This window comes from uncultured Sunxiuqinia sp. (genome assembly GCF_963974515.1).
GTDB lineage: Bacteria > Bacteroidota > Bacteroidia > Bacteroidales > Prolixibacteraceae > Sunxiuqinia.
Genome location: NZ_CAXBDD010000069.1, coordinates 1 through 19886, shown reverse-complemented (window position 1 = coordinate 19886; position 19886 = coordinate 1). Strand labels below are relative to the sequence as shown.

The window sequence follows — 19886 nt, the reverse complement described above, 5'->3', positions numbered from 1 at the left end:
GCGTAATATTCGGGAGTCATGTTTCCGCCGCAGCCCCAGTTTTCGTTGCCAATTCCCCAGTATTTGACATCCCAGGGCTCTTCGCGGCCATTCTTTTTCCGCAAGTCGGTCATGGGGCTGATGTTGCTTGAGGTCACATATTCCACCCATTCCGATGCTTCCTGGACGGTGCCTGAACCAACATTGATGTTGATGTAAGGTTCGGCTTCAATCAATTCACAGAAGTCAAGAAATTCGTGCGTTCCAAAGCTGTTGTCCTCGGTAACACCGCCCCAGTGAACATTCACCATCGAAGGGCGCTCGTGTTTGGGGCCAATGCCGTCTTTCCAGTGGTAGGTGTCGCCAAAACAGCCTCCCGGCCAGCGCAACAGTGGAATTTCCATATCTTTTAACGCGTAAACAAGGTCCTCGCGGAATCCGCGGATATTTGGAATGTCGGAGTCTTCACCCACATAAATACCGCCGTAAATACAGCGGCCGAGGTGTTCGGCAAAGTGCCCGTAAATTTCGCGGTTAATTTTTGTTTCTGCCTGGTCGGTGTGCAAGTGGAGGGTGGTTTGTCCAATGGCGCCCAAACTGAAAAGTGACAGCAGTGCGAACGTGTAAAAAATCTTCTTCTTCATAAGTTTTATATTTAGGATTTGCTTCAAAAATAATAAAAGTATTAAATACTTTTTAGAGAATAGATGAAAACATTTTCTTTTTGCCGACTGCTCACTTCATCAAGCGTACTTCGAAAACTCCTCCGGCTATCGAACCATCTTTTGCTTCAAACTTTACAGTCAATTGGCCATGCGATTGCTCAAGAATGTCGTTGGGAATGGCGTAGTCTTCAGTGAAAAATTCAAACCCTTTACTTCCATCCAAATTAACTTCGGCAACGAATTGATCGTTTATCAGAATATTGAAGTGCCTGTTGTTGTCCAACCCAAAATACATGACACGGAGTTTTTTGGCTTCCCTTTTTTCATCTCTTAACTGGTAGCTAAACCACCCGCGGGCATCGCGCCAGTGGCGCCCTTGGTGCACGCCGATTTGCGATTGTTCGCTTTCGATAAAATGATCCGACTCCGGCTGCTGTTCGCCCGGAAATACCAGGTCGATGGTTTGGGCGGCCAACTGTTGTTTGGCGGCTTCCTCGGCAGCCAGTTCTTTTTGCGCTTGCTCATATTTTTCGGCTGTCTCTACTTGCCAGTAAAGCACATAGCGTGATTCGTGCAGGCGGAAAAAGGGAATCAATTTGAGCTTGCTGTATTTTTCGGGCTTCATCTGGTCAATGGCGAAGGTCAGCGGCTCGCCTTCAACTGGTTTGATCTTTTCAAGCAGTTGGTCCGGCTCGCTTAAAATCACCGGCATATTCTGCAGAGGATATTTTTCGCCTTGGGCAATGTGTCCTCCCCGGCTGTCATCGGCATACAAACCAATCATGTCAGTGGTATCGGTTTTGGCTGCCAGAACAATTGGTCCGTGCAGAATGGTGAAAAAATTCTGGCCGTCGGGCAATTGCTCCAGGCGCGTTTGCATGGGCATTTCCATGCTAACCACATCTCCTTTTTTCCAGCGTCGGTCAATCACGAAAAATTCACCCGGAGAAGCGTCCACAAGGTGATCTTTACCGTTTACTGTGACGTTTAATTCGCCTGTCTCAACCCAGCTCGGGTAACGAAGGTACAATTTGAATGCCTGTTTCTTTTTTGGATTGATCGTAATTGAAGTTTTGGCTTCATCGGGAAAACGGGTGCGCTGAATGACTTCCACATTTTTAGCTTCCCAGTTTAAGCTTGAAGGAATAAACAAGTTGACGTACAGCTCATCGTCGCTATGGGCATAAATCAGTTCACCATATTTGGTGTGGTTTTCGAGCCCGGAACCCACACAGCACCAAAAGCTGGTGTGTGGCTGCGAGTAGACCCGGTAATGTCCCGGCCGCATGGGGGTGAAATAAACAAACCCGCCGTGCTCCGGATGTTGGGTGGAAAGAATATGGTTGTACAACGCCCGCTCGTAATAGTCCATATATTCCCCCTTCGGCTCGGTCAGGAACAATTGGTTGGTCAGGCGAAGCATGTTGTAGGTGTTGCAGGTTTCAGGTCCCTGTTCGCTGGAGATCATTTCTGAAAAGTCGTCAACCGGGTGAAAATGTTCACGGACACTGTTGCCACCAATGGAAACCGAGCGGTTGTTCACCACCGTCTCCCAGAAGAAACGCGCGGCATCGGACCACGATTCATCGCCGTCAACATCGGCGATTCGCTTGAATCCAATCACTTTTGGAATTTGCGTATTGGCATGCATTCCCGTAAGCTTGTCTTCGTGTTGCAGCAGGGGTTGCAACACATGCTGGTGCGAAAATTGACGGGCCAGCTTCAGGTATTTTTCATTGCCGGTGATGGCCGCCACATCAGCAAAAACTTCATTTAACCCGCCATGCTCGCTGCGCAGCATATCCTGAATTTGCTCTTCGCTTAAATTGGACACCAGATGAATGGCCCAATCCGTTAGCTTGATGAGCATTTCCCTGGCTTGTTCACTCTCGCCGAAGAGATAGGCATCGCGGAGGCCGGCATAGATTTTATGGATGTTGTAAAGCGGAACCCACTTTTTATTCAAACTGAATGAACCGGCATCAATATTTCCGTTGGCAATTTCATCCCAAATGGCACGCCCTCCCGGAACACCTCCCAGGTATCCATCGGCATGTTGGTCCTGCGCGCGCTTCAATTCCGAGAGCATGTAATCCATGCGTTCTTTCATCCGTGCATCGCCGGTTGAGGCGTACATCATGGCCAAGGCTGAAAGGTAGTGGCCGCCAATATGGCCATCCAGTCCGGTGTTCTCCCAGTTGGTGTAACTTGCGGCTTTGGGTGTTAGTCCGGCTTCGCGCAGGTAGGGCCCCAGCAGTTTGTCCACATCCATTTCCAGCATGTATTGCAAGTCGGTCTGCATGGCCTGCTTAAACGGACTATCCAGCAACTTGACGTCGGACAGTTGAAACGACTGTAATTGGGTGTTCTGACCAACTAAGGAAAAGGAATAAAAACAGAGTAAGAATAAAAGCGATTTGATTTTCATACGATGATAGTTTGCTTCTTAATGGTAGTATGGAACTCCATGTTGCTAAAGATTATTATACTGCCTTCGGGTGTCGTGAAGCAACATGTTCGTTCCATAACAAAATTATCAGATTATTTTAATTTCATATTTACATCGATCATTGCCCAGATGGATGGACGAGACTACCCTGGCTTCGGCCGGTTTACCTGCCACTTTTGAAAACATCAGTTCGGCAAAGCCTTCGGAACAATAGCACAAGATAGCAGATTTTACTCCTTCATCGGGGTTTACCAACGGGCAAACACAAACGTTTTTGTTTTCGTCGGCAAGGACGATCTGCTTCTCTTCGTCGAAAGTAATGACCCAATTCCAATTGCTTTTCAAAAATTGGATAAACTTTTTCAAATTGCCGATATAAGCTTGCAGCACTTCATCCATCTTTAACTGATTGTAGTGCGCGCGGGCACATGTTTTCATGATTTGGCGCGATACTTCCTCGTCGGTTTGTTCATCCAAGCTGAGCATCAAGGTTGAAATCCATTCCTGCATCAATAAGTGATTGGCATCATGCTCTTCCGCGCTAACTGAAGGGCTTGTGGATCCACCCGCCAGAGAAGCAAAGCCGCAGAAACAACCTCCTGCGGCACAGGCCTTTTTTAAAAAATTCCTGCGGTCTGAATTCATCTCTTTCGATTTCTATAGTTTTTCAGTTACTGCTTTTCCCGAATAACTAACTGTTTTTACAGGAGTGCTTTCGTCCAGGCCAATACCTGCTGTTTCATCCACCAGCACCAAACGGAACTGACGTTCGGACAGCATTCCCGGGAATTCACCCTGACGATCTGAAATGCTGAACGTTTTTTGCTGATCATCCCATTTGAAGGAAATGGTTGAATAAACACCTTCTTCATAGTTATAATTATCGCCTTCATCTTCGTAAAGCGTGAATTCACCATCAGCTCCAGGATATATGCGGATCTCCATATTCTCAGCTTTCTTTTCTGATGCATACTGAACTTCCGGGCCCCAAGGCACTATAGATCCAGCTTTCAAATATAAAGGCATCGTATTGATCTGAGTTTGCTTTTCGATCGTCTGACCTCCTGTAAAGATCTTTCCTGTCCAGAAGTCAAACCATTGTGTGCCTGCCGGCAAATAAACAGACGTAGATTTCACCATGCTAAAATTCTCAACCGGATCAATGTATTTGTTTTCGTCTTTTTTTGTTTCAACATACATCGATTCTGTTACAGGACAAACCAAGAATGATTTTCCAAACATATACTGGTTGTCAATGTCAAGTGCGTTTTTATCTTCGGCAAAGTCCATAACTAATGCCCGCATCATGGTTGAACGATTGGCTGACACGTCCCACGATGTTGAATAAATATAAGGTATTAACCGATACCGCAGATTAATAAACTTTTCGATCGAATCGTAAGTCCAATCACCCCGCGCGCCAAACTGGTATATTTCGCGGGGTGTATCGGTTCCGTGAGAGCGCATCATGGGACAGAATGTGCCAAATTGCAACCATCTCACATAGATTTCATGAAAAGCTTTGTTGTTAACTCCACCAGGAAAATTCCACACGAAGAAACCACCAATGTCACTATTCCAATGGGGTATTCCGCATAATGAGAAATTCAAGCCGGCAGAAATCTGTTTACGTAGTACATCCCAGTCCGTCACTACGTCACCCGACCAGGAGTTAGCTCCATAACGCTGCTGACCGGCAAAGGCAGATCGCGTAAGGATAAACACCCGCTTTTGATCGTTGGTTGCTCGTTGATGAGTTGATACACCTTTTACGTGTTCCAAGGGAAATGCATTGACCACTGAACGGTACGGGCCAAGGAATGTTGGTTGTTCAAAATCTTCATCTTTTACTTCGATGTGATCCGGCTCTGAGGAATCTAACCACCAGGCATCATTGTGGATGTTTGAAAAAATTCCTTCATTGAGATATTTCCAGTAAATATCCCGGGCCGTAGGATTGTAAACATCATAAGGCTTCGTTCCTGAGTTAGGAGGCCAGGTAAGGAAATTTAACTGCATGTTGCGACTTTTAAATTCTGCGAATTGCTTTGTTAATGGTCCAAAACCAGGCCAAGCCACAATCATCAAATGAGCATTCATTTCATGTACCCGATCAACCAAGCCTTTAGGATCCGGAAATGTTGTTTCATCAAAAGCCATCCGATTCCAAACACTGTCCTGTCCCCAATAGCGCCAGTCCTGGATAATTCCGTCTATTGGAACTCCAAGCTCCCGATATTTTCTGATCACCTCTATCGTTTCGAACTGCGTTTTATATCGTTCACGGCTTTGCCAATAACCGTAGGTCCAGTAGGGAAACATTGGAACATCCCCTGTCAACTCACGCATTTGCTTAATAACTCCGTCTGCATTATCTCCAATCATCAAGTAATAATCAATACATTGTCCAATTTCTGAATCGAAGAATGTTTCATCTTGCTTGTCGGCAAACTTTGTTGGTGAATAGTTGTCCCAAAATACGCCATAGCCTTTGTTCGATAAGATAAAGGGAATAACCGTTTCCTTATTGCCTTGTTTCAGAAATACTTCCTGCCCACGTTGTGACATTTTACCTTGTTGCAATTGTCCCAAGCCGTAAATGAATTCATCCGGATCCAATTGAAAGGATTGTTTCACGTTGTATACATCAAAACCAGCGTATTTTTTCGGATTAATGACTGCTCCGTCATTCTTTTCTGATATTAGAATCTGATTTTCGCTGTTGTAGAATATAAGTGCGCCAGTCTCCTTATTTAAGGAGACATTTATTGAGGAACTTATAATACTCATTTCTTTATCGTTCTCCCTAAATTGGAGGGCAACATCTTCCGGCTCCTTCACCACAGAAAGACTTTCTTTTGGCAAATCAGCTCCCTGCTCAGATTTCACAACCCTTACAATTCCAGGACTGTAAAATTGAACCTGAATGTCAACGGAATTGATTGTTGTTTTCATTCCTGAAATTTCTTGAAGATTGCTGTCTGCATAAGTTTCTGATTGCAAGCCTATAAGAAAAATAAAAGCCAATAGTGATAATAAATTTTTGTTCATTTGACAGTTTTTTGAATAGTCAAAAAAGAGAAGCTCATTTTCAGAAATGAACTTCTCTTTTGAGTTAAATAATATAAATTAATAACCTGGGTTTTGGGAGAGGTTGGAATTGGTCAATATTGCTTGGTTGGGAATCGGATAGATTTTCCGGTGGCTGCTACTGGGATCATGAGAAAACCAAGATTTGGTTGTAAACACTCCAAAACGAATCAAATCCTGACGACGACGTCCTTCCTGACAGAATTCCCATCCTAACTCATCTAGAAATCGTCCGTACTGAATATCGGCTCCGCCTTCGTGAGTCGTTTCATAAGAATCGCGACGACCGTAGTCATAAACACTACCACCTGCCAACTCTTCATCGGTAACAACGGCTTTTGCCGGATTATCTTTGAAATTCCTTTCGCGAATTTTGGTTACCAAAGCACCAGCTCCCGGTTGTCCACTTCTCATCAAGGCTTCCGCTTTCATAAACAAAACATCGGCGTAGCGTAGTAGTGGGAAGTCGTTACTTAAACGGTTTGTACTTCCCATAGCATATTCAAATTTACCCCAGCGGTAACCATCATACATTGTTGATTGGTCGATGCTGGGAACATTATTTACATAGACAAGAGGTTCGCCGTTGTCGCTGCGCGTAAGAATTTCGCCGGAAGCCGTATATTGTTGACCTTGAATATAGTTTTCCTTTAGTCGGATATCATCCGGATCAAAACTTTCGATAAACTGAGGAATAGCGCAAATGCCACCCCACGGCACATTTGTGAAGTTGTAGGTTCTTTGACTTTCAGGAGCTAAAGTGTTTAAGTGATAATCAAATGCATTCCAGTCGGTGACATAGATTTCGTCTTCCGGAATTCCATAAATAATCTCCACCGAGTTTTCGTTATCCGTAACAAACACACTTTTCTGATTGGGTTCCAAGGCATAGCTTCCTGTAGTCTCTGCGAACTCAATCACTTCATCACAAGCGGAGATACAGTCTTGCCAATGAGCCGTACCGGTCCACTCGTCGGCATTTAAATACATCTTGGCCAAAAGAGTATAAGCGGCCCATTTATTGAATCGTCCGTAATAGTAACCACGAGGTGTTTCTGACAGGTTACTAATATTGTCGGTGATTTCTTTCACAATAAAATTAAAAACTTCCACTCTCGTTGATTGTTGGGGTAATTCAACGTCTTTATAGTCAGTAACTATTGGGATATTCCCGAAGAAATCAACCAAAATATAGTAGTAAGACGCGCGCAAAACTTTCAGTTCAGATATCAATTTCTCTTTTGCTTCCCCTTCAACGCCAATTGTACCATCCTCAATTTGCGAGAGCAGACGATTACATGTAGTAACTCCATTATAAGTACGTGACCATGGCTCCCATACGGAATTATCTTCTGTTGTCCATGTGTGCTGATGCCACCTTTTATAAATGCCACCATCAACCCACCCATTTGGACGAGCTGGAGTAACCTCTTGATCAGCACAGTTTTGTTGACCACGAACAACTCCATTCCAAAGTAACAATGTTTCACGCCAAGGGACGTAAGCTGCATTGATCAGATAACTGATATCTGCATCAGTTTCAGGACTGTATTGTGAACCAATTACATTGCCGTAGCTATCATCTAATAATTCGGTACATGAGGTTGATATTCCCAGGAATAATACAACCGCACAAAGCGCTTTGATATATATATTTTTTTTCATTTTATTAAGGTTTTCAAATTAAAACTTAACATTTACACCAAACGTGTATGTTCTCACACTTGGATATTGATTTCTGTTGTCATATCCTGGTGCCAGTCCTGAAGTATTTACTTCTGGGTCCACACCTTTGTAACCTGAAATTGTTAAGGCGTTTATTACCGATCCGTATAATCTAATTGATTCAAAGTATCTTCCAACACGCTTTATGCTATAACCCAAGGTCACATTATCAATCTTCCAGTAATCTCCATCTTCAACATAGTAGCTGTTAAAATTAGGATCGATCTCCTTGTTTAAAGTTGCTTTACCAAAAATTAAATCATTCACTGATGTTAGTCGATTTTCATTCCGACTGTTCTTAGGGTTCTCGTAATACATTCTGGCTTCATTAATAATCTGATAGTCGAAAGCACCACGCATCGAAACACTTAAATCAAAGTTTTTGTAGCGTAGGTTATTGTTCCAGGACGCATACATCGCAGGAACACCATTTCCGATTACTTTCTTGTCTTCGGGAGCATCGGTAAAATCATCGGCTGAAACCAGATCTCCGTTACGGTCTTCATAAATCCATTTCCCCTCTTCATCAATATCAACTACTTTAAATCCCCAGAAGTTACCAATTCGCTCACCAACCTGAACCCGGTGTGATTGTGTTTTAATGGGTTCTTGTATCCAACCGGTATAAAAGTAATCGTAGTCTGTTTTAAAAACTCGACCATTAATGCTTTTAAGTTTGTTGTTGTTGGTTGAGTAAGTAACGCTGGTATTCCACTCAAAGTCATTGGTTTGAACTGGAATGCCAGAAAGCATTATTTCGAGACCTTTGTTTTCCATTACTCCACCATTAGCTTTTATGGTTCCATAATCGTATGGAGGAACAGAAACTGTAAAGTCATAAAGCAAACCATCAACCTTTCGGTTGTATACATCAATTGTTCCAGACAAACGTCCGTTTAACGAAGTAAAATCAAGTCCAATGTTTGTTTCTTTCTTCTCTTCCCATTTTAGGTCCGGGTTCGTATTGGATGCAGGAACAATGGTCTGGAGCCACTCTCCATCTACGTAGGCATATTTTCCATACGTTAACATTCCAACTCCAAGAAACGCCTGATTAGGCTGTGAACCAGTTACTCCATAACCAGCACGCAATTTAAGATTATCAAAAATCTGCTGATTCTGCATAAAGGATTCCTCCGTTATTCGCCATCCTAAGGAAATCGATGGGAAAAGCCCCCATTCATTATCTGTACCCCATAACTGACTGGCGCCTTCGTATCGCAAGCTTCCCATAAACAGGTATTTGTCATTAAAACCATACGTGCCTCGCCCAAAGAATCCAATTAGATTGGTAGTCCTCTTCTCTGAACCAGCACCGGCTTTCCCTTCTTTCAAAGCGGAGCCAATGCCTATGTTGTGCCATCCTCCAAAATAGTCGTCTTGAAATCCATAGTTGGAAAATCCCATGCTCTCGTAATCGGTTTCGTTATAGCTATATCCACCCAAGACACTAAAACGATGAGATTTAATCTCCTTTTCATATAAGGCTGTAATTTCCGCCAATTTCTCCATTGAGGTATTGGACCCGACAGAGGACCATCCATTCAAGCCATCGCGCAAAGTAGATACATGGTTTAATGTCTCCGAATAGCCGTAAGTCCTGTTGTATCGCAAGTAAGAAAGAACAGCATTAATGGTTAAATCGGAAATGGGATTGAAAATGATATTTGTGTTATAGCGTATTTCCGAATTTTTCACACTTCCATCAGATTCTTTAAGCCGGGCCACTGGGTTTTCATACTCGAATTTACTAAAATTCTCATGCCAAGTTCCGTCTTCATTCTGAACAGGATCGGTTGGTTTACGAGAGACTGCCATGCGGTAGGTATAACCGTTAAAGGTGCCGTTACTGGTAGTCGATGGATGTTCATTAACCATACCAATGATGCCCATTTTGAACTTTAGCTTGTCATTAAGCATATTGTGATTTACCTGGAACCGCCCCTTAAAGGTTTCATTTGCAGACTTCAGCATAATTCCTTCTGACGAATTGTAGTTAGCATTGGCGATGTAATTCGTTGAAGATGTTCCTCCCTGAAAAGTTACGTTGTGCACATGACTGAGCGGTGTTCGAGTGATTTCGTCTAACCAATCAGTATTTGCACCATTATCCGATTCATTAGGATACATGGCTCTAAACTCATCTGCACTTAACATTTCCGGTCTTCTGGCAATTGTAGCGGTGCTGACGTAGCCGCTATATTCGACCTTATTAACATTGCCACCTGTTTTTTTAAACTGCTTGGTGGTAATTAAAATTACACCATTTGTTCCGCGTGTCCCGTAAATAGCTGCAGCTGAACCATCCTTTAATACTTCCACACTTTCCACGTCCTCCGGAGGGACGGTTGTAAGGTTTCCTGGAATACCATCAATAAGAATAAGAGGATTGGTATTCGCTCCTCCAAATGTGTTGGTTCCGCGTAGTTTAATTTGTGTTGTTGATGTTGGGTCTCCGCTTGGATTTGTAATAATAAGCCCTGCTACTTTGCCAGCAACCAATTGTCCCAGGTCTTTTACCGCGCCCTTATTGAAATTCTCTGGTTTGACGCTCGCCACAGAACTCGTCACGTCTCCGGCTTTAATGGTACCATAACCAATGGCAACTACTTCTTCCAGACCAATGGTGCTGGCGGATAAAATGACGTCAACTGTTGATCGGGTAACCGGTATTTCCTGTGACTGCATGCCAACAAACGAAAACACAAGGACGGCATCTTCCGGGAGGTTATCCAATTGAAAATTGCCATCCAAGTCGGTGATCGTGCCTGTGGTTGTTCCTTTGACGAGTATCGTAACGCCCGGGAGTCCTTCGCCCGTTTCATCGGTAACTTTGCCCGAAACAGACGGGATCTTCTGCATAAACCTCGAACTTCCATGATTCAGAAATTCGTTATCATTGTTCAAATACAACACGATTTGACGATCCTTAATCAGAAAACTGGTATTGGTGCCATCGAAAAGTGACTGCAGGACTTCGTCAATACTTTTCTTCTCAAGATCAATGCTCACCTTTCGGTTTACATCAACTTTCCGGTCGTTGTACATAAAGAAAAACTCACTTTGATCTTCAATTTGCCGTAAGATTTCCTTTACGGTCGAGTTCTGAGCTTTCAGGTTTAATTCAGTTGTCTGGGAATAAACAGTGGCCTGAACCCCCATGAACGTAATCAGTAATAGAAAGGTCGTTAGTTTCATAATTCGAATTAATCTTGACAGAGCACAACTGTGCCTGCCAATGTTCCACAATGCTTTTTTTTTCATAAGTTTGTATTACTAGGTTAAACATATCCCTTTCGGGGATTGATTTAATTATGAGAAGGGAAGTGTTGCGAGCACTTTCCTTCTTTTTTTAGACGATGTTATCTTTTTTGCTTGATGTAAACCATTTCATTTTCAATTTTATAGGTCATTGGTGTTGTAAGCTGCAACAACTGTAAAGTTTCCCGTAAACTTTCGGTTTTAATGGTCATCGTAAAATTTTCTGAGTCTTGCAGCTTTTCATCCAAAATAATTTTCACGCCAAACCATCGTTCCATTTTTTTAACTACTTCGTCAAAAGGGGCGTTGTCAAAGCGTAACAGATCATCTTTCCACGAAGTGTATAGTTTGGTGTCCACTTCGAGGTTTTGCATTTTGCCAGTCCACTTGTTAAACTGGTTCTGTTGTCCGGGTTTCAGCACTGTTGAGGCAGAGGTTTTTTTATTGATAATTTCAACCGATCCGCTTTCCAGTGTGGTTATTATTATGTTTTCCGTTTCATAGGCACACACATCAAAGCTGGTCCCATGTACTTTGATATGAGCATGTTTTGTTTTGACAATAAATGGCGAACGCAGGTCTTTTTTTACATCGAAGTAACCTTCACCTGACAGTTCAATATGGCGCTTTGTATTGAAATTTGAAGCGTAGCGGATGGTTGATCCGCTGTTCAAATGTCCGGTTGAACCATCGGGGAGGACAAACTGTACCCTGGAGCCTTTTGGTGCTGTGAGTTCAGAATACGTTTTTCCAGATGAAAAAGGGTTAATCCAGACAACCAAGCTGGCTATCAATAGTGGCAAAATCAGTATGGCTGCAACACGGGAGTATGCCTGAAAGAATTTTTGGGTAAACGATTTTTCAGGTTTCTTACTATTAATGTCAAAGTGGATTTTATTTAAGAGGTGCTGTAGATCGATTGGTTTGGGCAGAATCTTCTCCCACTGTTTATTCGCTATGCTCCGCAGGGTATCCTCATTTCCTTTGTTGAAAAAGAGATTCTCCACAAATGTATGGTCATCTTGTCCAGGAGATTGGAAATAGTCTTCAAAACGATTTTTTTCTGAATCTTTCATTGATGTGATCATTGTGTGTGTTGCAAATGGTTATATCCACAACAAGGTTTTCACACCTAGTGAGAGGCAATTTTTTTTTAGAGAAACAAAAGAAAATAGAGTATCCCGGCGATGTATTTCTCGTCCAGATGCTGCCGTAAGTATTTTAAAGCCTGGTTTAAATGATTTTCAACGGTACTTTTACTGATCGACATTTCGCTGGAAATCTCCTGAGCGTTCTTCCCCTCATATCGGCTTTTTAGAAATACAGCTTTTCGTTTTTCGGGCATCTTATCGACCAGCTTGTCGACCAAAGCTTTTAGTGAATCAAAATCGACATCTTCATAGACAGCACTTTCTGTGGCATTGGCTGCGGCGTGATCAAAATAGCGATTCAAATAAGCCTGACTTCGGAAGTGCTTCTTTATCGCATTAAAAGCGATTGTAAACAGGTACGATTTAAAATTAAGTTTCTCGTCAAGCTGTTGTCTTTTCTCCCATATCTTGCTGAAAATTTCCTGGACAAGTTCTTCGGCATCCTCTTTACTTTTCAAATAGCCATATGCAAAGTAATACAGGCGGGAACTGTAGGTATAAAAAAGCTGATTGAAAGCCGGCACATTGCCCTTCCTCAACTTTTTAACCAGTTCAAACTCCATATCAAGCTGCTTGTTTTCCAATCCTTTTCTCCTGCTGTTTGTGACAAAAGTAAAAAATACTTTTTATTAGAAACGTGTTGTGTAATACATTCCTTTTGAAACCGCTTACGAGATGCAGATTCGGATTGTTTTTGGCAGGAATCGTCAATCGATTGAACGGTTCAGGCTAGATTAAAATGATTATAAATAAGTTTTCTACGGCAATATAAAATGATTTTTTGAAAAAATAGTTTAATTGTTTTAAACGCTTATGGAATAACATTTTTAGCAAGCGTTTCTTGCCAATTTTGAGATTCGCGTTGAAAAAATGGATTTTCAATTGATTGTCGAAATCGCCGGAGCGACTGCAATCCTTGAAATCTTTGGCTTGTTTGGCTATATTTGCCTGCCTTGCAAAGAAAATTCGGTAGTAACCACCCTTTGCTGGTCAACTGAAAACGTTGGACTGAGACTAAAAATAAAACTGACAAATTTAAATACGATGAAGGCTTATAAGATTATCGTTCTTGCCAAGCAGGTACCCGATACCCGCAATGTTGGCAAAGACGCCATGAAAGCTGACGGTACAATTAACCGTGCAGCTTTGCCTGCGATTTTCAATCCGGAAGATTTAAACGCACTGGAGCAGGCACTTCGAATCAAGGATTCGTTTCCCGGATCGACCGTAACCATATTAACGATGGGCCCAGGACGTGCTGCCGAAATCATTCGTGAAGGAATGTTTCGTGGAGCTGATGATGGGATCTTGCTTACAGACCGGGCTTTTGCCGGATCGGATACGCTGGCTACTTCGTACGCCATTTCGTGTGCACTCAAAAAAGTGAAGGATTTTGACATCATTGTGGCCGGACGACAGGCCATTGATGGCGACACAGCGCAAGTTGGTCCTCAGGTGGCTGAAAAACTGGGGCTGCCCCAGGTTACATACGTGGAGGAAGTTCAGAAAATTGAAAAAGGCAAGGTGTTCATGAAGCGGCGTTTGGAACGCGGGGTGGAAACAGTTTCATGCCCGATACCAATGGTCATGACTGTAAACGGTTCGGCGGCTGCTTGCCGTGCCCGCAATGCTAAATTATTGATGAAATACAAGCACGCCAAGACTGTGACCGAGTTGCAAAACTCAAACGAAGATTACCTGCATTTGTACAGCGATCGTCCTTACCTGAACATTCCTGAATGGACCGTCAATGACATTGAAGTGGATCATGCGGAGCTTGGACTGACCGGTTCACCAACGAAAGTGAAAACGGTGGAGAATGTTGTTCTTCAGGCCAAGGCGGCAAAAATAATTACTTCGGCTGACAGCGACATCGACGATTTGATGCGCGAGCTGATTGAAAGTCATACCATTGGTTAAACCCTAACAAGTCAATTATGAACAGCATATTTGTATACTGCGAGATAGAAGATGGTCAGGTCGCTGAAGTGAGTCAGGAGTTGATGACCAAAGGCCGTTCGCTGGCCAATGAACTGAAATGCCAGTTGGAAGCCATTGTAATTGGGCACAAGCTGGACGGAATCGAAAAGCAAATCTTTCCTTATGGAGTTGATACGGTTTATGTTGCTGATGACAAAAGGTTGTATCCGTACAGCACGATGCCGCATACCTCCATCATTGCTAGACTTTTTGAAGAGCAAAAACCTCAGATTGCCTTGATGGGAGCTTCGTCCATTGGCCGTGATTTGGGGCCGCGCGTTTCATCGGCCTTGCATAGCGGATTGACGGCCGACTGCACCAGTTTGGTGATTGGCGACCATTTCGATAAAAAACAAGATAAGAACTACGAGAACCTTTTGTACCAGATTCGTCCGGCTTTTGGCGGAAACATCATTGCTACTATTATCAACCCCGATTGCCGTCCTCAAATGGCCACGGTTCGGGAGGGTGTGATGAAGAAGGAAATTCGAGATGCAGAATACAAAGGCAAGTTGGTTAAGCTGGATGTCTCCAAATATGTGAGCGATTCGGATTTTGTTGTTGAAATCATCGAACGTCACATGGAGAAGAGCAAAGTTAATATGAAAGCAGCACCGATTGTGGTGGCTGGCGGCTATGGTATGGGATCGAAAGAGAATTTTCAGCTGTTGTACGATCTGGCCGAGGTATTAGGCGGCGAAGTGGGTGCTTCGCGGGCCGCTGTTGATGCCGGTTATGCCGAGCACGAACGTCAGGTTGGACAAACTGGTGTGACCGTCCGTCCCAAGTTATATATAGCCTGCGGAATCTCAGGACAAATTCAGCACCGGGCGGGAATGGAAGAATCGGCACAAATCATTGCAATTAATACCGATCCGGAAGCACCGATCAATTCGGTGGCCGACTATGTGATCAATGGTGATGTGGGCGTCATCCTTCCGAAGATGATCAAGTATTATAAACAAAACACCAAGTAGATCTTGTGAAACTTAAACTTTTTACGAAATGGCTAATTATTATACCGATAATAAAGAACTGAAATTCCATCTCAATCATCCATTAATGGAAAAGATTGTCCGCTTAAAGGAAAGGAATTTTTCAGAAAAGAAAGTGTTCGATTTTGCGCCAATGGATCACGAAGACGCCATGGACAACTTCCATAAAGTGTTGGAGGTTGTTGGTGAAGTCTGCGGTGACATTGTTGGCCCAAATGCCGAGTCGATTGATGCTGAAGGCCCGCGGGTGGAAAATGGCCGGGTGATTTATGCCAAAGGAACAGTTGTTAATATTGATGCTTTAAATAAAGCTGGATTGATGGGTATGTCCCTTCCAAGGCAATACGGCGGACTGAACTTCCCAATCGTACCCTACATCATGGCTGCCGACATTGTGTCGCGAGCTGATGCCGGATTTGTGAATATCTGGGGATTACAAGATTGCGCTGAAACCATCAATGAGTTTGCTTCGGAAGAACAAAAAGAAAAATACCTGACCCGTGTTTGCCAGGGCGAAACCATGGCGATGGATTTGACCGAGCCGGATGCTGGCTCCGACCTGCAGGCCGTTCAGTTGAAAGCAACTTTTGACGAAAAGTCCGGTAAATGGCTGTTGAATGGCGTGAAACGGTTTATCACCAATGGTGATGGACATATTTCGCTGGTGTTAGCTCGTTCAGAACCGGGAACCAAAGACGGACGCGGTTTGTCGATGTTCATTCACGACAAGAATGACGGAGGAGTGACCGTTCGCCGGATAGAGCACAAAATGGGAATTATTGGTTCGCCAACCTGCGAGCTGGTCTTTAAGGATGCTCCGGGCGAGTTGGTAGGCGACAGAAAATTGGGATTGATTAAGTACGTAATGGCTCTGATGAACGGTGCGCGCCTTGGAATTGCAGCCCAGTCGGTTGGTGTTTCCGAAGCGGCTTACCGCGAAGCGTTGGCCTATGCCAAGGAGCGGGTTCAGTTTGGAAAGGCGATTATGCGTTTCCCTGCTGTGTATGAAATGCTGGCCAATATGAAGGCCAAACTGGACGCGTCGCGCACCTTATTATATGAAACCGCTCGTTATGTAGATATGTACAAAACATACATGCACATTGCCGAAGAGCGTAAGCTGGAGACAGAAGAGCGTGAGGAGATGAAAAAATACCAACGTTTGGCTGATATTTATACGCCGCTCGTAAAAGGAATGGCGAGCGAATATAGCAACCAGCTGGCATACGATGCTATCCAGATTCACGGGGGGTCAGGCTTTATGAAAGATTATCCGGTGGAGCGGATCTATCGCGATGCGCGGATTACTTCCATTTACGAAGGAACAACTCAGTTGCAGGTGGTGGCTGCCATTCGTGGGGTAACAACGGGTGCTTACCTGAACCAAATCAGGGTTTATGAAGCTCAGAAAGTATCACCCGAATTGGAACACCTGCGCCGCACCCTGATCATTTTAACTGACGAGTACGAGCAAGCAGTGAACAAAGTACTCGCTCCCGATGACAACGAATTCATAGATTTCCATGCTCGGCGTTTAGTCGAAATGGCTGGAAACATCATTATGAGCTATCTGCTGGTTCTGGATTCGAACCGCGAGCCCATGTTTACTAAGTCGGCTAAAAACTTTATTCGTTTAGCAAAAGCTCAGGTTAAAGCACACGGCGAGTTCATCCGGACATCTGATTTGAGTGATTTAGGATCGTATAAATTTGAAATGCAATAGTATTCCAGATAATATTGTTGGCAGGGCCTCACTCTTCAAGTGGGGCCCTGCTTTTTGGAGAAAACTCAAATGGAATAGGGTGAGGCAGAAATAGATTAGCGAGATGATTTGTTTTTCAGTTTGAAGTCCATCAGCTCACGCGCCAGTTTCTGTTCGCGCACCAGAGCATTTTTCCGAAGTGTTTCCAAATCTTCCTGCACTTCTGCCAATCGATTCTTGGTTTCCTTAACGACACGGTGTCCGCGATTGAATAGTGAAAATAAAACGACCGAAACACTGGCAAGACAGATGATGATCCCCCACATAATGGCATTATAAGCTCCCTTGGAAACCTCGATCCCAATAAAGCTCATGCTGTCTTTTGCTTGTTGGCTGCTTGTTAGTTCTGCCTGGAGTTTTTCAATTTCTGTATTGGAGCTTGTCAGGTTACTTTTTAAGGTTGCAATTTCCTGCAAATGACTATCGGCATCTTGCTTGTACTGGAGAATGCTGTCCTGCGAGTTTTTCTTGAGTAAGTTGTAGCCACTGATGCTGATTACTTTATATTCCTCGAAGGTGTTCGATCTGCGGTATAAATGTTCGAACTGTCCGTCAATACTCAAGGTGTCGAAGGCGTTTTCAAAAGACTGATTTTGGGCAAACAGGGATGTGGTGAATACCATCAATGTGGATACGATTACATATCTGGATAAAATTCTCTTCATAGTTATTGATTGTTATATTTTTATCAAAGTCAAATATATGGGTGATTTCTGATTTGACCATCAAAAGATAGCTAAAAAGCAAGCTAAATGCAAAACGGAGATGCCGGGTTTTTAGTATTGACGTAAAAACTAATTGCAAGGAATTTTATCCAGAACGCAAATTCTCCGGATATCAGCAGACCTGGCGGTTCTTTTCTGACTGTTGAGCACAAAAAAGAGCACAAACGAATGGCTGCTTCTGTCCAAATAGCAATATCTTAAAGTCATTGTGCCCGGACTTTCTTGCCCCAAACTGGTTGTTTAGACGAGGTGAAGCCAGACAGCACGAGGGTTGATTGGCGTGGCGAGCTTTCCCAGTTATATCCTTTTTGAATGATCACTTCCAGGTTGCCAATATGGAGGGTTTGCTTGTTTTGGTCGAGGCTCCAGCTTCCCGAAAAATCCCCCGTCGCTATTCTATCCGATTGAAGGATCATTTTTTTGATGTTTGCATGGCGTGATACGGGGAGTTTATGGTGATCACTTCATAGGTTCCGGGAATCCGCTAATCCGTGACCTCCGTCTGCGGAACGCCGGTGTAACGCCCGGGCATGACAACCGGCCAGCCATCGGCAGTCCAGTTAATTTTACGGACATGCCCCATCATGATGGCGTTGGATGCATTAGTTCGGGTAGTATTTTCGGGCAAACGTCCCTGCGAACTGTACGATCATTGTTCGCTTTCCGGATTCTGGAAAACGGCACCGTGTGAAATTGCTACCCAGCCATGATGTCCATGGAATTGATAAGGGTGGGTGGGAATCGGCCAACATTCAGCACCTGCAGTAATATCCTGTTCGTCGATTCCCAGGTAGGGAGCAGTAATTTTTTTCGAACGGGCCACGCATGTGTTGTATGCAACAGCCAGTTCATCGCAGGCTAAAAAATGGTAATGTAGTAATCCGTTTCGGGGGTATGGATAATATCCGGAACTTACAGGGCTTGCCAAAGGTTAGTGGTCACGTTTCCTCTTCCGGCAATTCTCACCCGGTAATCATCAGGGCTTTCCCATTTTTTGGGTTTTCCGGTTTCCGGATTAAGCTGCACTGCTGCAATTCCTGAATGCCAGGAGCCATAAATTGGCCAGTGTTCTCCTTCTGGGGTGGTGATTAAGCTGGGATCAATCGCGTTGAATTTGAAATATCCGCTCCAGTCACTGTCATTCCCGCGCTAGTAATCTTCCACGCCATCCGGTTCAGAGCATACCACCGAGCCTTTGTCTTCCCAGTTGTAGGTAGAAAGATCGTGCGATTCGGCCAACCCGATAAAAGCCCGTTTCGTCCAGGAGTTGTTGGTGTTTGTACCCACAATCGGATTGGTAACGACAATACGATAGTATAATAGATTACTGTGCACCTTTCGAATACATCGATCCCAGTCCCCATAAGACGATTTTAGAAGGTGGGCGGCGGAGGCTCCATTCTTGCCGGCTTGATGTTCAATGAATCTTTCACCCATTCGGGAACGGCAGTAAGAGCCATGCCCATAAAGTCGCAGTTTACCAGATCTTTTGACCGGCGGTACGGGAAATGACCATGCCATTCATGGGAATTCCCATACGAAGCGTCGGTTCGATACCTATAATAATAGTAGTCACCACACTTTTTATCTATGGGATCATGCATGTTGCCCAGGTTCCACGACGAGCGCGTGGTCCAACTTGCAATTGAGGTGTAGTTGTCAGAATAACTTGGGGCCGCGAAATTTTCGATCCCGATGTATTCTTCTTCTTTAATTGGTTCATCAACGGGATCAATGCTTGATTCCTTTTTGCACGCTATTGCGAAAACAAAGGAGATCATGGCAAGGCGTATTGGGAATAGTTTTATCGTTATGTCGGTTATTTAGGAAGCGTAAGCCATTTTTAGTAAAAAATGCGCGTCGTCTAATCGGTTAATGGGTTGTTTTTATACAACCAGATAAAGGAATTCATTTCCTGATATGGGTAGATTAATTGCTTTTGCAGGGAGGCAAATCAGGAAATGATTGGCTCAGTTGCCGGAGATACTTCCTAGGGTTAAAAATTTCCCAGTGATTAAGTCCTTGGTTTTAAGGCAGTGAATTCTCTTCATGTAAATAAACTTAAAAATAATTGGAATTAGGTATTGCGAGTAATAAAAAGCTG

16 protein-coding genes and 1 pseudogene are annotated in these 19886 nt (G+C 43.7%); 3 read left to right on the top strand and 14 right to left on the bottom strand.

Translation table 11 applies throughout. The features are described 5' to 3' along the window. The 8 genes and pseudogenes from AAC033_RS13795 to AAC033_RS13760 form a co-directional block, all read right to left on the bottom strand. Positions 1-623: pseudogene (locus AAC033_RS13795) on the bottom strand (alpha-N-arabinofuranosidase); the annotation flags it as partial. 91 nt (positions 624-714) lie between these two features. Next, positions 715-3072: a glycoside hydrolase family 127 protein gene (locus tag AAC033_RS13790; protein ID WP_339739082.1), complete on the bottom strand. Its 2358-nt coding sequence runs from the start codon at positions 3070-3072 to the stop codon at positions 715-717. Positions 3073-3180: 108 nt separating this feature from the next. Continuing rightward, positions 3181-3738, bottom strand: a complete 558-nt coding sequence (locus tag AAC033_RS13785) for a DUF6144 family protein (protein WP_339739080.1) — start codon at positions 3736-3738, stop codon at positions 3181-3183. A 12-nt stretch (positions 3739-3750) separates the two neighbouring features. Next, the gene (locus AAC033_RS13780) at positions 3751-6048 is read right to left on the bottom strand and encodes a TIM-barrel domain-containing protein (RefSeq protein WP_339739078.1); all 2298 of its coding nucleotides are present in this window, start codon (positions 6046-6048) and stop codon (positions 3751-3753) included. A 174-nt stretch (positions 6049-6222) separates the two neighbouring features. Continuing rightward, entirely contained in the window at positions 6223-7848 is a 1626-nt protein-coding gene (locus AAC033_RS13775) for a RagB/SusD family nutrient uptake outer membrane protein (protein WP_339739075.1), read from the bottom strand. An 18-nt stretch (positions 7849-7866) separates the two neighbouring features. Then, a complete protein-coding gene (locus tag AAC033_RS13770; protein ID WP_339739073.1) occupies positions 7867-11172 on the bottom strand; it encodes a SusC/RagA family TonB-linked outer membrane protein in 3306 nt (1101 codons plus the stop codon). A 98-nt stretch (positions 11173-11270) separates the two neighbouring features. Further along, positions 11271-12245: a FecR domain-containing protein gene (locus AAC033_RS13765; RefSeq protein WP_339739071.1), complete on the bottom strand. Its 975-nt coding sequence runs from the start codon at positions 12243-12245 to the stop codon at positions 11271-11273. Between the two features lie 77 nt (positions 12246-12322). Further along, complete coding sequence (locus AAC033_RS13760; protein ID WP_339739069.1) at positions 12323-12883, bottom strand: RNA polymerase sigma-70 factor; 561 nt, start codon at positions 12881-12883, stop codon at positions 12323-12325. A gap of 307 nt (positions 12884-13190) precedes the next feature. On the opposite strand from AAC033_RS13760, the gene AAC033_RS13755 reads away from it, so the two are divergent. Genes AAC033_RS13755 through AAC033_RS13745 form a run of 3 tightly spaced genes read left to right on the top strand, consistent with a single transcriptional unit; the run spans position 13191 to position 17018 of the window. After that, positions 13191-14240 carry an electron transfer flavoprotein subunit beta/FixA family protein gene (locus tag AAC033_RS13755; protein WP_339739067.1) on the top strand — a complete coding sequence of 350 codons (1050 nt, stop codon included), beginning with the start codon at positions 13191-13193 and terminating at the stop codon, positions 14238-14240. A gap of 17 nt (positions 14241-14257) precedes the next feature. Further along, positions 14258-15277 carry an electron transfer flavoprotein subunit alpha/FixB family protein gene (locus AAC033_RS13750; protein WP_339739065.1) on the top strand — a complete coding sequence of 340 codons (1020 nt, stop codon included), beginning with the start codon at positions 14258-14260 and terminating at the stop codon, positions 15275-15277. A 28-nt stretch (positions 15278-15305) separates the two neighbouring features. Next, positions 15306-17018 carry an acyl-CoA dehydrogenase family protein gene (locus AAC033_RS13745; RefSeq protein ID WP_339739063.1) on the top strand — a complete coding sequence of 571 codons (1713 nt, stop codon included), beginning with the start codon at positions 15306-15308 and terminating at the stop codon, positions 17016-17018. 95 nt (positions 17019-17113) lie between these two features. Here the strand turns inward: AAC033_RS13745 and AAC033_RS13740 are convergent, their stop codons facing one another. The 6 genes from AAC033_RS13740 to AAC033_RS13715 all read right to left on the bottom strand — a co-directional run bounded on the left by AAC033_RS13740 (position 17114) and on the right by AAC033_RS13715 (position 19563). Beyond that, the gene (locus AAC033_RS13740) at positions 17114-17722 is read right to left on the bottom strand and encodes a hypothetical protein (RefSeq protein WP_339739061.1); all 609 of its coding nucleotides are present in this window, start codon (positions 17720-17722) and stop codon (positions 17114-17116) included. Between the two features lie 263 nt (positions 17723-17985). Then, complete coding sequence (locus AAC033_RS13735; RefSeq protein WP_339739059.1) at positions 17986-18198, bottom strand: glycoside hydrolase family 43 C-terminal domain-containing protein; 213 nt, start codon at positions 18196-18198, stop codon at positions 17986-17988. Between the two features lie 68 nt (positions 18199-18266). After that, positions 18267-18410: a hypothetical protein gene (locus AAC033_RS13730; protein WP_339739057.1), complete on the bottom strand. Its 144-nt coding sequence runs from the start codon at positions 18408-18410 to the stop codon at positions 18267-18269. A 21-nt stretch (positions 18411-18431) separates the two neighbouring features. Then, positions 18432-18710 carry a hypothetical protein gene (locus AAC033_RS13725; RefSeq protein WP_339739055.1) on the bottom strand — a complete coding sequence of 93 codons (279 nt, stop codon included), beginning with the start codon at positions 18708-18710 and terminating at the stop codon, positions 18432-18434. A gap of 221 nt (positions 18711-18931) precedes the next feature. Further along, positions 18932-19117: a hypothetical protein gene (locus AAC033_RS13720; protein ID WP_339739053.1), complete on the bottom strand. Its 186-nt coding sequence runs from the start codon at positions 19115-19117 to the stop codon at positions 18932-18934. A 38-nt stretch (positions 19118-19155) separates the two neighbouring features. Next, positions 19156-19563 (bottom strand): hypothetical protein, encoded by a 408-nt coding sequence (locus AAC033_RS13715; RefSeq protein WP_339739051.1) that lies wholly within the window; start codon positions 19561-19563, stop codon positions 19156-19158. Between the last annotated feature and the right edge of the window lie 323 nt (positions 19564-19886).